The organism is Rhodococcus sp. M8 (assembly GCF_015654185.1).
Classification (GTDB): Bacteria; Actinomycetota; Actinomycetes; order Mycobacteriales; family Mycobacteriaceae; genus Rhodococcus; species Rhodococcus aetherivorans.
This window is the reverse complement of the sequence record NZ_CP064065.1, coordinates 3,740,881-3,755,385: the sequence shown is the minus strand read 5'-3', so window position 1 is coordinate 3,755,385 and position 14,505 is coordinate 3,740,881. Positions and strand designations below refer to the sequence as shown.

The 14,505-nt window shown below is 68.5% G+C and carries 11 protein-coding genes and 1 pseudogene; 5 read left to right on the top strand and 7 right to left on the bottom strand.

What is annotated here, in order from left to right; genetic code table 11:
* Positions 1-321: 321 nt before the first annotated feature.
* On the bottom strand, positions 322-564 hold the full coding sequence (locus ISO16_RS17005; RefSeq protein WP_230304594.1) for a hypothetical protein: 243 nt from the start codon (positions 562-564) through the stop codon (positions 322-324).
* Between the two features lie 484 nt (positions 565-1,048).
* Between ISO16_RS17005 and ISO16_RS17000 the strand changes: the two genes are divergently transcribed.
* The 3 genes from ISO16_RS17000 to ISO16_RS16990 all read left to right on the top strand — a co-directional run bounded on the left by ISO16_RS17000 (position 1,049) and on the right by ISO16_RS16990 (position 2,246).
* Positions 1,049-1,534 carry a hypothetical protein gene (locus tag ISO16_RS17000; protein ID WP_072633774.1) on the top strand — a complete coding sequence of 162 codons (486 nt, stop codon included), beginning with the start codon at positions 1,049-1,051 and terminating at the stop codon, positions 1,532-1,534.
* Positions 1,531-1,821 (top strand): hypothetical protein, encoded by a 291-nt coding sequence (locus ISO16_RS16995; protein ID WP_072633773.1) that lies wholly within the window; start codon positions 1,531-1,533, stop codon positions 1,819-1,821. Before ISO16_RS17000 ends, ISO16_RS16995 begins: the two co-directional genes overlap by 4 nt.
* A 137-nt stretch (positions 1,822-1,958) precedes the next feature.
* A complete protein-coding gene (locus tag ISO16_RS16990; protein ID WP_006947522.1) occupies positions 1,959-2,246 on the top strand; it encodes a hypothetical protein in 288 nt (95 codons plus the stop codon).
* Between the two features lie 177 nt (positions 2,247-2,423).
* Here ISO16_RS16990 and ISO16_RS16985 read toward each other — a convergent pair whose 3' ends face one another.
* From ISO16_RS16985 to ISO16_RS16970, 4 genes are all read right to left on the bottom strand, one after another.
* Complete coding sequence (locus ISO16_RS16985) at positions 2,424-3,659, bottom strand: fatty acid desaturase family protein (RefSeq protein WP_006947521.1); 1,236 nt, start codon at positions 3,657-3,659, stop codon at positions 2,424-2,426.
* Between the two features lie 255 nt (positions 3,660-3,914).
* Positions 3,915-4,142, bottom strand: coding sequence for a hypothetical protein (locus ISO16_RS16980; RefSeq protein ID WP_006947519.1), 228 nt, complete (start codon positions 4,140-4,142; stop codon positions 3,915-3,917).
* Between the two features lies 1 nt (position 4,143).
* Positions 4,144-5,874, bottom strand: coding sequence for an aa3-type cytochrome oxidase subunit I (ctaD, locus tag ISO16_RS16975; RefSeq protein WP_075288596.1), 1,731 nt, complete (start codon positions 5,872-5,874; stop codon positions 4,144-4,146).
* A gap of 655 nt (positions 5,875-6,529) precedes the next feature.
* On the bottom strand, positions 6,530-7,639 hold the full coding sequence (locus ISO16_RS16970) for an alcohol dehydrogenase catalytic domain-containing protein (protein WP_072636735.1): 1,110 nt from the start codon (positions 7,637-7,639) through the stop codon (positions 6,530-6,532).
* Between the two features lie 214 nt (positions 7,640-7,853).
* On the opposite strand from ISO16_RS16970, the gene ggh reads away from it, so the two are divergent.
* Positions 7,854-9,191 carry a glucosylglycerate hydrolase gene (ggh, locus tag ISO16_RS16965; RefSeq protein ID WP_006932115.1) on the top strand — a complete coding sequence of 446 codons (1,338 nt, stop codon included), beginning with the start codon at positions 7,854-7,856 and terminating at the stop codon, positions 9,189-9,191.
* Between the two features lie 46 nt (positions 9,192-9,237).
* Here ggh and ISO16_RS16960 read toward each other — a convergent pair whose 3' ends face one another.
* Both ISO16_RS16960 and ISO16_RS16955 read right to left on the bottom strand, forming a co-directional pair.
* Complete coding sequence (locus tag ISO16_RS16960) at positions 9,238-10,695, bottom strand: catalase (RefSeq protein ID WP_006932116.1); 1,458 nt, start codon at positions 10,693-10,695, stop codon at positions 9,238-9,240.
* A gap of 118 nt (positions 10,696-10,813) precedes the next feature.
* A pseudogene (locus tag ISO16_RS16955) lies at positions 10,814-12,630 on the bottom strand (sigma-54-dependent Fis family transcriptional regulator).
* Positions 12,631-12,794: 164 nt separating this feature from the next.
* Between ISO16_RS16955 and ISO16_RS16950 the strand changes: the two are divergent.
* Positions 12,795-14,426, top strand: coding sequence for a methane monooxygenase (locus ISO16_RS16950; RefSeq protein WP_029546748.1), 1,632 nt, complete (start codon positions 12,795-12,797; stop codon positions 14,424-14,426).
* Positions 14,427-14,505 lie beyond the last annotated feature (79 nt).

Genomic DNA, 14,505 nt, shown 5'->3' with positions numbered 1-14,505 from the left:
GAGAGGTCACGCTCGCACGGGGTGGCGTGGACCGAGGCGAGACGGTTGCGGGTGTGGCAGACGACGGCATCGGCCACCGGCACACGTACCGGCGATGCCGGAACGTCCGGCGGACCGTGCACATCCCGGCCACCAGCAGCGGCAAAGCAACCGCGAGGAGCCAGGCACCGGCGGTGCCGGCCAGGACCGTACCCATACCACTGAGCAGTATCCGTCTGCGCCACCCGGGCCCACGCGTGCACCATCAGTGCCGCACCATCGCCGTTTGGGCAAGGGTGAAATCGACGAACACGCCGATCGCGCACAGCGGCACGGGGGTGGTCATTCGACCGCGATCAGCAGCAGCACATCGTCGTCGGCCGGCGGGAATTGCAGTCGAGTCCGCTCTGCGGCCGGAGCCGGCGAGCAGTAGCGGACCACCGGGATCCCAGAAGGCGGCACCGGCGGGCGACGGACATAGCGCAGCGGTGCCCGGGCCGTCGGCCGGTCCGAAGCGGTGTTGAGGTAGCGGATGACCAAGGCGGCTGTCACGAACGCCCCGAGGAGCATCCACGTGGTCAGCATGTCGCTCACGCGCACGTATCCTTCCTTCGCGTCGACGGGTTTCGACCACCAACGAGCATCGGCCCGTCCCGACCCGGCAGGGAAGACTCGCCGTCGGATCCTTGCGAAATCTCTACGCCTCCGGACCGAGGAGCCGCCGCCCCGTGCCCGTCACGGCGGGCAACAGCACACCGCGTTGTGGCCTGCGCCTCTGATTCGCTTCTCCTGCATCGCTCGATCGAACCCGACCGCCGGCACGGGATGCGCTCCGATGCTCGAGTATTCCGATCTGCATGCCGAACGCTCCGAGCCTCCGACAGTCGCCCCCGTTCCGAGCGAGGGCGCCACGGGCCCCGCGAAGCTGGGTGATGAGTAAGCACCGCATCAAGCTTTCGGTCCAGAGCATAAGGAAAGCGTCAAGACGCATCCGTTTCGATCCTCGGCGGCGGTATGGGTGGAAGGACCCGCAACGGCGCGGGCCACCTGATCAAGGAGAAGGTCCGCAATGCTCGCCCATTGGCACCTGTTCGCCCGATCACGGCCGAAGCAGAACGTCTGGATCCACGTGTCCGAGTGCGCCGCGGACGTCGGCACGATCGATGCCGGCGTCGAGCGGGTGTTGCACCGACAGCACCTGCGCCTGGCGGGGATGTGCTGCGCACTCGAGACTCCTGGGGCCGGGGAACGCTGCCTGGATGCGTGTATCGACCGTGCGGTCGCCGCGATGGAACACATCCGGCGCCGCCACGGTGTGCTACTGAGTCAACTGGCGATCACCATCGCGGACACGAGAATTCCTGCGGCTGCGGCATTGGAGCAACGCGAGGTGAGTGCCGTGATCGAGGACTGCCTTGATGCGGCCTGCGCCCGCTACCGTTACCCGCGCCCGACCGTGACCCTGCTGCTCCACACTGTTGCGAGCACTCCGACCGGCTCCTCGCACGCCAGCACACTCGACATGGTCCGCGACGCGACCCTCGAACTCTCATGATCATCGCATCCGTCCGCCCCGGTCCGGTGGGGCCAGCCGATGCCGAGGCTGCGGCCCGCCGTGCCGACCGGGCACAGGCTCAGCTCTTTCTCGGCGTGCTCGAGCGAGAGTTCGAGCAGGTCACAGCGCGGATCAACTTTGCTGAGCACTGCGCCGCCGATGAACAACGGCACGGCTTCGCGGTCAGTGCCCAACGATTCGAGGACGAAGTACGCAGACTGTGGGTCACCCTCGGTGAACTCCACCGTATGATCGCCGCCCTGCGTGCCCGGCAGACCCGGCCTTGACGCACGAACGCCGGTCACAGCATGCGCCGCGGCCGAGCCGAGACGCCCCTGCCCGGCGCACGAGTAGTGCGGCGAGATCCAGCGGTGCGAGGCACCATGGACGGACATGATCGCCTTGTCCTGAATGGGGAGCTGATATGCCGCCACACCGTTCCACCGAGTCGCCGTTCCGCAACGGTGCGGGTAGCACCGCGCTTGTCGCGGGAATCACCGCCGCGGTGTTCGCCTTCGTTCCCCTCATCGGTGACCTGATCACGATTCCCGCCGGGCTGGCCGCGGTGGTCTGCGGCTGGGTCGGCCTGGACCGGGTCGACAAGGGCCTGGCAACGAACCATCGGGAGGCCCTCACCGGTGCCGTCCTCGGTACCGCGGCACTGTTCGTGGTGTTCGTCGTCTTCGCCGCAACCCACAGCGCCGGCGGATGACCATCGGCCCGCCCCCGGGACCCGCCGACCGTGGTGAGTTCGGTGCGCGGGGTGCGCCGGGGTCCGGTGCAGGCGGGGAAACGGCGCCACTGGTTCGGCGGGTGCGCGGCGATCATCTCGTCGGCCGTGCCCGGCTGTGAGTCCGCACGACGGCACTTCGAAACACCTACGCGGCGATCAGCGCATCCCCAGAAGTCGGCGCACGCCACGAATCCGGCGGTTCGCGCGGATCGTGGTGGCCAGTCCGCGCCGCCGGCCGGTGACGGGATCGACAACCGGCATCCCGCCGAAGCCGCGTTCGGATGCGGTCTCGGGAGCGGCGTCCGAAGTGTCTTTGAGGTACTTGTTCGGCAGCGACAGTTTCGCGATGGTGCGCCACGTCTTGAGGTACTGCACCGCGAGCGGACCGCTGGTGTAGGGCAGATCGTACTTGCCGCACAATGCGCGCACCCGCACGGCGATCTCGGCATACCGGTTCGACGGTAGGTCCGGGAACAGGTGGTGCTCGATCTGATAGCTGAGGTTGCCCGTCATGAAATCCATCAACGGACCACCGGAGATGTTGGCGCTGCCGAGCATCTGTCGCAGATACCAGCGGGCCTGGCTCTCGTTGTCGACGTCCGCCTTGGTGAACTTCTCCGCGCCGTCGGGAAAGTGCCCACAGAAGATCACCGCGTTGGTCCACAGATTACGGATCACGTTGGCAGTGATGTCGGCCGTCAGGGTGGACTTCCACGCCCTCCCGGTGAGGGCCGGGTACAACACGTAGTCCTTGCCGATCTGTCGGCCCACCTTCCGGCCCACCTCACGCAGCTTACGGCTGGTTTCGGCACGGTCGTCCCGGCCCCTGGCGACCTTGCCGAGTTCGAGGTGCTGGATGGCGACGCCGTATTGGAACAGCAGCGCGAGCAACGCGTTGTAGACGAGGTTGCCGGCGTTGAACGGCTTCCACCGTTGGTCCCGGGTGACCCGGATCAGGCCGAATCCCACGTCGTCGTCCATGCCCAGGATGTTGGTGTACTTGTGGTGCAGATAGTTGTGGGTCTGCTTCCAGTGCGCCGACGGGTCGGCGTTGTCCCATTCCCAACTCGCGGAGTGGATCTCGGGATCGTTCATCCAGTCCCACTGCCCGTGCATCACGTTGTGCCCGAGTTCCATGTTGTCGATGATCTTCGACACGCCGAGCAGACCCGTGCCGAGCAACCACAGCGGACGGCGCCGGCTGCCGAACAGGGTCACTCGCCCGGCGAGTTCGAGGCTGCGCTGCAACCTGATGGTGTTGCGGATGTATCGGGCGTCGCGTTCGCCGCGGGAGTCCTCGATGTCGCGACGGAGGGCATCGAGCTCTCGGCCGAGGGCCTCGACATCCGCGTCCGTCAGATGCGCGAATTCCTGAAGATCTGAGATGGCCATGCGACTACCCTAGCGTAAGTTACGACACCGTAAGTTACGGCACCGTAAGGATGTGGTGGCGGCCGGAGCCTCGCGTGCACACGCCGTGGCGCCGTACCCACGCTCCCGCAGGGGCGCGACGACATGCTCCACGGAATCTCCGCCTGGTGCCGGCACTGGTCGAACTGGCGCAGCGCCGGCCGGACCAGTGCCCGCGCGCCACCACACACCCCCACATCAGACACTGTCGATGCAGTACTCAGCCCGGGCGGGACGTCAAGACCACCGGGTCGGCACGATCGTCCTCCGGCTGGTGGCACCGACCGCGACCGTGCCGGCGAGGGCCGCGACGATCAGCAGCACGGCCGGGGCCGGGGCCAGCCACCACGGGGACGCGAGCAGCACCGCCAGCACCAGCATCGCGATCAGCAGGGCCGTCGGGTCGGGGCGGGTGCGGGTCTCGCCGAGTGTCGTGTACCGGCGGAACCGGCGTCCGTCCTCCATGTCAGTGCTTCCCCTCGATCGCGCGAGCGGTCTGGGCGTGCGAACCCCAGCCCACGTGCGCCTCGGACCGCATTTTTTCGCTCATGTGCGGGTAGTGCAGCTCGAACGCCGGGCGCTCGGAGCGGATGCGCGGCAGCTCGGTGAAGTTGTGCCGCGGCGGCGGGCAGCTCGTCGCCCACTCGAGGGAGTTGCCGTAACCCCACGGGTCGTCGACGGTCACGACCTGGCCGTACCGGTAGCTCTTGAACACGTTCCACAGGAACGGCAGGGTCGAGGCGCCGAGCACGAAGGCACCGACGGTCGAGATGATGTTCAGGGTGGTGAACCCGTCCGAGGGCAGGTAGTCGGCGTAGCGGCGCGGCATGCCCTCGTTGCCCAGCCAGTGCTGCACCAGGAACGTGGTGTGGAAGCCGAGGAAGGTCAGCCAGAAGTGCCACTTGGCGAGACGCTCGTCGAGCATGCGTCCGGTCATCTTCGGGAACCAGAAGTAGATGCCGGCGTAGGTGGCGAAGGCGATGGTGCCGAACAGCACGTAGTGGAAGTGCGCCACGACGAAATAGGACTCGTGCAGCTGGAAGTCGAGCGGCGGGCTGGCGAGGATGACGCCGGACAGGCCGCCGAACAGGAAGGTGACGATGAAGCCGACCGAGAACAGCATCGGCGACTCGAACGTCAGCTGGCCCTTCCACATGGTGCCGATCCAGTTGAAGAACTTCACGCCGGTGGGCACCGCGATCAGGAACGTCATGAACGAGAAGTACGGCAGCAGCACGGCGCCGGTGGCGTACATGTGGTGCGCCCACACCGCGATCGACAGCGCCGCGATGGCCAGCGTCGCGTAGACCAGACCCGAGTAGCCGAAGATCGGCTTGCGCGAGAACACCGGGAAGATCTCCGAGACGATGCCGAAGAACGGCAGCGCCAGCACATACACCTCTGGGTGACCGAAGAACCAGAACAGGTGCTGCCACAACATGACTCCGCCCGTTCCGGGGTCGAAGATGTGAGCGCCGAACTGGCGGTCGACGAACAGGGCGATCAGCGCCGCCGCGAGCAGCGGGAAGATCAGCAGGATCAGCAGCGAGGCGATGAAGGTGTTCCAGGTGAAGATCGGCATCCGGAACATGGTCATGCCGGGGGCGCGCAGGCACACGATGGTGGTGATGAGGTTGACCGCACCGAGGATCGTGCCGAGACCGCCGACGGTGAGTCCGAGGATCCACAGGTCGGCACCGACGCCGGGCGAGTGCAGCGAGTTCGTCAGCGGCACATACGCCGTCCACCCGAAGTCGGCCGCGCCTCCGGGGGTGAGGAAGCCGGTGGCGGCCATGAGCCCGCCGAAGACGTAGAGCCAGAAGCCCACCGCATTGAGTCGGGGAAAGGCCACGTCCGGAGCGCCGATCTGCAGCGGCAGCAGATAGTTGGCGAAGCCGAAGAACACCGGAGTCGCGTACAGCAGCAACATGATCGTGCCGTGCATGGTGAACAGCTGGTTGTACTGCTCGTTGGACAGGAACTGCAGGCCGGGCACGGCGAGCTCACCACGGATGAGCAGCGCCATGAGGCCGCCGATGAGGAACCACGCGAAGGCCGCCACGATGTACATCACGCCGATGACCTTGTGGTCGGTGGAGGTGACGACCGTGAGGATCGTCGAGCCCTTCGGGCGGCGGGTCGGAGGATACGGCCGCTGCGCGTCCGGCCTCCTCAGTATCGGCGCGACATCAACCATGACCACGACTCCTGACTTCGGCCCCACCGTCGTCCGGGTGGGGCATCGAGCTCCGACCTGCTGCCGCGAGAGGGTGGATCCGCGTCCTCCCGTTCGGCCGACGAGACGGCGGCGCAGGCGTTCGTCCCGGAACGGAGCGGAGCCGTCGACCGTCGGCGCGCTGACTCTTGCACCGTGGCATCGGCATCGGCAATGAGACGTGGAGCACGTCCGCGGGGCGGCGAAGGCCCGGCGGCGGGTGTCGGCAACGGCCGCTGTGCCCGGACAGACGGGACGGGCGCGGGAGCCGAGGCGGTAGTCGATCGGGTCGAAAGGTACTGATCAACAGGTTGTTCCACAGGTGTGGACATGCTCGCGCGCAGGCGAGCCGGGCGGTGCGGGCACCGACCGCACACCGGCGGGACCGGGAGCGCTCCCTCGACTCTGTCGCCGTCGGCGGGACCGAGGACTCGGAGAAAGGGCCCAAAGTCTCCCGCCGACTGTGCCCATCGGCCGGAGCACTCCGGCGCCCAGCGAGGGACCGAGTGGCCGGGTCGGCCGGGCACCTCGTCCCGTGCCGCTCGACGGGTCGCTCGGCCGTCCGGAAAACCACTTCCCGCAAGATATCCGGTCCGGGACCTTGGTCCCGGACCGACCGGCACTCGGCCTCTTACCGTCAGTCGTCGAACATGATGACCTGACGCACGGCCAGCCCGTCGGCGAGCTGGTCCATGGCCTCGTTGATGCGCGACAGGGGGATCCGTGCGGAGATCAGTTCCTCCACCGGGAGCCGGCCCTCCCGCCACATCCGCGCGTACTGGGGGATGTCGCGGCGCGGCACGGCCGAACCGAGGTAGCTGCCGACGATCGTGCGTGCCTCCGCGGTCACCGTCAACGGGGAGATCGCCGCCGTCGCGGCCGGCGCGGGCAGGCCGACCGTCACGGTCGTGCCGCCGGGCGCCGTGAGACCGAACGCGGTCTCGAACGCCCGTGCACTGCCGGCACACTCGATGACGTACCGGGCCTTGACGCCCCGCTCGACCGCCTCGGCCGGCGTGTAGGTCTCGTGTGCTCCCAGCTCGCGGGCGCGGGTGAGCTTGTCGTCGAGGGTGTCGATCGCGACGATGCGCGAGACGCCCTGCGCGACGGCCGTGAGGAGGGCGGCCATGCCGACCCCGCCGAGGCCGACGATCGCGACGCTGTCCTGCGGCCGCGGCCGGGCCGCATTGAGAACGGCGCCCCCGCCGGTGAGCACGGCACAGCCGAGCACCGCGGCGACGTCGGGCGGCACGTCGTCGTCGACCGCGACGGCCGACGCGCGGTCGATCACCGCGTGCGTCGCGAAACCCGAGACCCCGAGGTGGTGGTGCACCGGGTGGCCGTCGCGGTGCAGGCGACGGCCGCCGTGCAGCAGTTCCCCGGCGTTGTTGGTGGCGGACCCGGCGGTGCAGGGCAGCCGGCCGTCCTCCGCGCAGCTGTCGCACGCCTCGCATCTCGGCAGGAACGACATGACCACCCGCTGCCCCACCCGGAAGTCGTCGACGGAGGAGCCCACCTCGACGATGCGGCCGGCCGCCTCGTGCCCGAGCAGCATCGGTACGGGGCGGACCCGGTTGCCGTCCACGACGCTCAGATCGGAGTGGCACACCCCGGCCGCCTCGATCTTTACCAGCAGCTCGGTCGGTCCCGGCGCGTCGAGCTCGAGTTCGGACACGCTGATCGGGTTCGACTCGGCGAACGGCCGCGGCCGGCCGATCTCCTCCAGGACTGCGCCGGTGATCCTCATCTGCCGATACTCCTCGGGTCCGCGGGACGGTTTCCGGATCCCACCGTAGGTCTCGTGCGGGAAGGTTGGTGGGCGTCGGCACCGATCGATGCGCCGTTTCGGACAGAAACAACGGTCGGGACGCGTGAAGATGTCCGATTTCCGGCACCCCGCGACGGGCGGTCCACCTGCCCCTCGGCGCGCGCCCACGCCGGGACGGTCGCACAATGATGCGATGCCGGACCGCGGATTCACCCACACCCAGCTCGCCGCGCGGGCTGCCTACCTGCTGCGCGGTAACGACCTCGGCACGATGACCAGTGCCGCCCCGAAGCTGTATCCGCACATGTGGAGCTGGGACGCGGCGTTCGTCGCGGTGGGGCTGGCCCCGTTGAGCGTCGAGCGGGCCGTCGTCGAACTCGACACCCTGCTCTCGGCGCAGTGGCGCAACGGCATGATCCCGCACATCGTGTTCGCGAGCGGGGTGGACGGTTACTTTCCGGGTCCGGCGCGCTGGGCCTGTACCGATCTCGCCGCCGCCGCGCCACTGGGCCCGCAGACATCGGGCATCACCCAGCCGCCCGTGCACGCCATCGCGGTGCAGCGCATCCTCGACCACAGCCGCCGGCACGGCCGCAGCACCCGCGCCGTCGCCGAGGAGTTCCTCGACCGCCGCTGGCCCGACCTGGTGCGCTGGCACCGGTGGCTGGCCCGCGCCCGGGACCTCGACGGCAACGGCCGCATCGCGCTCTACCACGGCTGGGAATCGGGCATGGACAACTCGCCCCGGTGGGACGCGGCCTACGCGAACGTCGTCGCCGGGGCGGTGCCGACGTTCCGGCGCGAGGACCTCGCCCACGTCGGCGACCCGAGTCAGCGGCCGACGGACGCCGAGTACGCCCGCTACCTGTGGCTGCTCGAGGAGATGAAGGAAGTGCGCTACGACGACGACGCCCTGGCCACAGCCATGAGCTTCGCCGTCGAGGACGTGTTCGTCAGTGCCGTGTTCGCCCTCGCGTGCGACGTGCTCGCCGTCATCGGGGAGGAGCATTCGCGCCCGAACGCCGACGTCCGCGAGCTGCACGAGTACGCCGACCGGTTCCGCCGCGGCGTGCTCGACACCACCGATCCGCGCACCGGCGCCGCCAAGGACTTCGACCTGCGCAGCGGCCGCTGGATGGCCACCGACACGCTCGCGATGTTCGCGCCGTTGTTGTGCGGTGGCCTGCCCCGCGGCACCGAACGGGCCCTGCTGCGCACCTTCGAGGGCCCGAAGTTCTGCGGCCACCCCGACCTGCGCTATGCGGTGCCGCCGTCCACCTCCCCCGTCTCCCGCGATTTCCGTCCGCGCGAGTACTGGCGCGGGCCGGTGTGGCCGGTGATGACGTGGCTGTTCTCGTGGACGTTCGCCCGCCGCGGGTGGGCGGAGCGCGCTCACCTGCTGCGAGCGGAGGGTCTGCGGCAGGCCAGCGACGGCTCGTTCGCCGAGTACTACGAGCCGTTCACCGGCGAGCCGCTCGGCAGCATGCAGCAGTCGTGGACCGCCGCCGCGGTACTGGACTGGCTGGGGTGAGGCGGTGTCCCCCGCACCCGCACGGGGCCGGGGGACACCACGGGACTCACAGCGCGCCGAGTGCCTCGCAGGCCTTGCGAACTCCCTCGCCGTAGGCCGGATCGGCCTGGGTGCAGTTGGCGATGTGCCGCTCGATCGTCGCCGCCGATGCCCCTGTGATGGCACGCGCGGTGTTCTCGAACAGCACGGTCTGCTGCTCGGCGGACATGCCGCGGAACAGGATTCCCGGCTGCTCGAAATAGTTCTCGTCGTCCGCCCGATGGTCGAACCGGTCCGCGACCGCGCCCACCGCGAGCGGCGGTTCGGCGTACTCGGGCTGCTCCCGGAAGCGGCCGTACGAGTTCGGTTCGATGCTCGGGACGCTGCCCTGGTTGCCGTCCACGCGCATCGCGCCGTCGCGGTGGAAGGAGTTCACGTGCGCGGCGGCCCGGGGGCAGTTCACCGGGATCTGGTGGTGGTTCACGCCGAGCCGGTAGCGCGCGGCGTCCCCGTACGAGAACAGCCGGCCCTGGAGCATCCGGTCGGGTGAGAACCCGATGCCGGGAACGATGTTCGCCGGGGAGAAGGCGGCCTGTTCGACGTCGGCGTGGTAGTTGTCCGGATTGCGGTTCAGTTCCAGCTCGCCGACCTCGATGAGCGGGTAGTCCTTCTTGGACCACACCTTGGTCAGGTCGAAGGGGTGGTACCGGTACGTCGCCGCGTCGGCCTCGGGCATGATCTGCACGTACAGCGTCCACTTCGGGTGGTTGCCGGATTCGATCGCCTCGTACAGGTCCCGCTGGGCGGATTCGCGGTCGCCGGCGATCACGGCCGCGGCCTCCTCGTCGGTGAGGTTCCTGATGCCCTGCTGGGTGCGGAAGTGGAACTTCACCCACGAACGGGTGCCCTCGGCATCGACGAACGAGAAGGTGTGCGAGCCGAATCCGTGCATGTGCCGGTACCCGTCGGGGATGCCGCGGTCGGACATGACGATCGTGACCTGGTGCAGTGCCTCCGGCAGGTTGGTCCAGAAGTCCCAGTTGTTCTCGGGATCGCGAAGATTGGTCCGGGGGTCCCGCTTCACGGCGTGATTGAGGTCGGGGAACTTGAGCGGGTCGCGGAAGAAGAACACCGGCGTGTTGTTGCCGACGACGTCCCAGTTGCCCTCCTCGGTGTAGAAGCGGACGGCGAAGCCGCGGATGTCGCGTTCGGCGTCGGCGGCACCGCGCTCTCCCGCGACCGTGGAGAACCGGACGAACACCTCGGTCTGCTTGCCCACGGCGGAGAACACCGCGGCCCTGGTGTGCCGGGTGATGTCGTGCGTGACGCGGAAGGTGCCGAATGCTCCGGAACCCTTTGCATGCATCCGTCGTTCGGGGATGACCTCGCGGTCGAAGTGCGCGAGCTTCTCGAGGAACCACACGTCCTGGAGCAGCATGGGTCCGCGCGCCCCGGCCGTGAGACTGTTCTGGTTGTCCGGCACCGGCGCGCCGGCGGCGGTGGTGAGTCCGTTGTGGTCGGTCATCGATCACTCCTGTCTGGTCACCCCGGGCTGGCGGGGCGAACGTCTCTGCGCTCAGCAGTGTTTCCTGAGGAGCGGTGTCCCGGTGTCTCAATTTGACACGGGCACTTGATATTCGGAATCAGAGGGTGATGCCGAACTCGCGGATCTTGCGGTAGATCGTCGCCCGCGACATGCCGAGCGCCTTCGCGGCCGCCGCCTTGTCGCCTCCGTGCAGGGCCAGTGCGTCCACGATCGCGTCCCGCTCGAGGGACTCGAGCCGGGTCAGGTTCCGGCGGGTCGTCGCCCGGCACTCGGCGGGCAGGTCGCCGATCTCGACGGTCCCCGAGCGGCGGCGCCGGCAGGTCTCTTCGAGGACGCTGCGCAGGTGGGTCACGTTCCCCTGCCACGACAGTCGCATGAGCTGGTTCGCCGCGGCCGGCGAGAGCGTGAGGTCGGTGGCGCCGGCGGCGTCGAGGAGGAAGCGCACCAGCTCGGGGACGTCCTCGAGATGATGGCGCAGCGGGGAACGGAGAGCGTCTTCGGAAAGAGCCGGAGCAGGGAGTGGGTGTCGCTCTCCTCCTGCGGGGGTTGCATGGTCAGCGCCACCCACGGGTCGTCCGGAAGGGTGTCCGGCGTGACGGTCTGCAGGAGCTGGCCGAGACCGGCGAGATCGTCGTCGCCGAGCGCATGGGCGTGCAGCACCGCCAGGTCGGAGCCGCCCTCGAGCGTAGCCGACGCCTGCTCCAGCAGCTCCCCGCCGTCGACCGCGGCCGCGTCGAGCACCGCGAGGCCGCGGTCGCTCCGGACGTGCTCGTGCGCGGCCCGGATGAGCGCGGTCTTGCCGACTCCGGGCTCGCCGTCGAGCACGAGCCATTCCCGTCGCCGGCAGGCCTCGACGACGCCGTGGACGGTGTGCTGCCACTGCGCGCTGCGACCGGCCAGCGCGCGCAACGCCGGCTGCTTCGCGGCGCGCGGGCTCCGGGTCCGGGCGAGTTGCTCCTTGATCCGCACGACCCCGCCCGCGAGCCTGTCCTCGACGAAGGTCGGCTGGTAGGACAGCCGCGCCGTGATCCCGCTCGGCAGGTCGGCGAGCATCGTGAACGGTTCGGCCCGCCCGCGGGCGTCGCGGGTCCGGTCGATGATCGCGGCCTGGTCGCGTGAGTCGAACTGCTGCTGGGTCTGGGCGTTCATCATCAGGACCTCGTCGCCGACGGCGATGACCGGGCGACCCGAATGCTGGCAGGCCGCGTGGTAGTCGTGCAGGAGGGCCCGGTCCAGTTCGTTGGCCTCCTCGAGGATCCGTTCCCTGATGCGGGTGGCGGCCAGCTTGGCGAAGGACAACAGCAGCGAGTTCGTGTTCTCGGTCTTGGTGGTCAGGTCCACGACGCCGAGGAGTGTCCCGGTGATCGGGTGCGTCACCAGGGCCCCGGCGCAGGAGAACAACCGCAGGTGCCCGCTGTAGTGCTCGTCCCCCCGGATCAGCAGGGGTGCACCGACCTCGAGCGCGGTCCCGATGCCGTTGGTCCCCACCTGGGACTCGGCGTAGCGGAAGCCGGGAGCGAGGTCGACCCGGTCCAGGGCGGTCAGCAGGCCGCGGTCGCCGCCGTAGCGGCTGAGCACGGTGCCCTTGGCGTCGGTGAGGATCAGGGACACCGGCTCGTTCTCGATCTCCGCCGACAGCGCGGACAGCACCGGGCGGGCCGCGCGGGTGAGGACGGTGTCGACCGGGAGCGGTTCGACGTAGCCGGCGCTCGGGCGGTCCACGTCGACCTTCGCCGCCCGAGACCGCAGCCACGAGACCCGCAGCCAGTTCCGGACCCGGCGGTCGCCGGGATCGTCCGCGGCCTGATCGGCCGAGTGGAACGCCTCGCGTGCCTCCCGGAGTGACGTGTGGTCCTGGGAACTGCTTCGGCTGAATTCACCCACCTCGGTCTCCCGGTCGTCTGGAGTTGTCACGGGGACATTCTCATCGGGCCCTGCGTCCACAAGGGTAATTGTGCCGAATGTGACCTGCGTCTCACATTGAGACAGATCGGGGTGGCGCCCGCGGGTTGTATCTGCATCCACACCCCACCGTCCACGGCTGGCACCGAGCCGGCTCCCGATCCAGGAGGCGCACATTGAGTAGGCAGAGCCTGACCAAGGCCCATGCGAAGATCACCGAGCTGTCGTGGGAACCGACGTTCGCGACGCCGGCCACCCGCTTCGGCACCGACTACACGTTCGAGAAGGCCCCCAAGAAGGACCCTCTCAAGCAGATCATGCGGTCCTACTTCCCCATGGAGGAGGAGAAGGACAACCGGGTCTACGGCGCGATGGACGGCGCCATCCGCGGGAACATGTTCCGGCAGGTCCAGCAGCGCTGGCTGGAGTGGCAGAAGCTGTTCCTCTCGATCATCCCGTTCCCGGAGATCTCGGCGGCCCGCGCGATGCCGATGGCCATCGACGCGGTGCCCAACCCCGAGATCCACAACGGGCTCGCCGTGCAGATGATCGACGAGGTTCGTCACTCGACGATCCAGATGAACCTCAAGAAGCTCTACATGAACAACTACATCGACCCCGCCGGGTTCGACATGACCGAGAAGGCGTTCGCGAACAACTACGCGGGCACCATCGGCCGGCAGTTCGGGGAGGGCTTCATCACCGGTGACGCGATCACCGCGGCCAACATCTACCTGACCGTGGTCGCGGAGACGGCCTTCACGAACACCCTGTTCGTGGCGATGCCCGACGAGGCGGCCGCCAACGGCGACTACCTGCTGCCCACCGTGTTCCATTCGGTGCAGTCCGACGAGTCGCGGCACATCTCCAACGGCTACTCGATCCTGCTCATGGCGCTGGCCGACGAGCGGAACCGGCCGCTGCTCGAGCGGGACCTGCGCTACGCGTGGTGGAACAACCACTGCGTGGTGGACGCCGCGATCGGCACCTTCATCGAGTACGGCACCAAGGACCGCCGCAAGGATCGCGAGAGCTACGCCGAGATGTGGCGGCGGTGGATCTACGACGACTACTACCGCAGCTACCTCATCCCGCTCGAGAAGTACGGGCTGACCATTCCGCACGACCTCGTCGAGGAGGCGTGGAAGCGCATCACCGAGAAGGGCTACGTCCACGAGGTGGCCCGGTTCTTCGCGACGGGCTGGCCGGTGAACTACTGGCGGATCGACGCCATGACCGACGCGGACTTCGAGTGGTTCGAGCACAAGTACCCGGGCTGGTATTCCAAGTACGGCAAGTGGTGGGAGAACTACAACCGCCTCGCCTACCCCGGCCGCAACAAGCCGATCGCGTTCGAGGAGGTGGGATACCAGTACCCGCACCGCTGCTGGACGTGCATGGTGCCCGCCCTCATCCGCGAGGACATGGTCGTGGAGAAGGTGGACGACCAGTGGCGGACCTACTGCTCGGAGACCTGCTACTGGACCGACGCCGTCGCGTTCCGCAGCGAGTACGAGGGACGTCCCACCCCGAACATGGGCCGCCTCACCGGTTTCCGTGAATGGGAGACCCTGCACCACGACAAGGATCTCGCCGACATCGTGCAGGACCTCGGGTACGTGCGCGACGACGGCAAGACCCTCGTCGGTCAGCCGCACCTCGACCTCGACCCGAAGAAGATGTGGACCCTCGACGACGTGCGGGGCAACACCTTCCAGAGCCCGAACGTGTTGCTGAACCAGATGTCCGACGCAGAACGCGACGCCCACATCGCCGCGTACCGCGCCGGCGGCGCAGTTCCTGCCTGATTCAGGCTCGGTGGGTGGCGCCGCGGCCACTCCGGCGCCACCCACCGCCTCACCATTCATTCCACGAGCCCAGGAGACA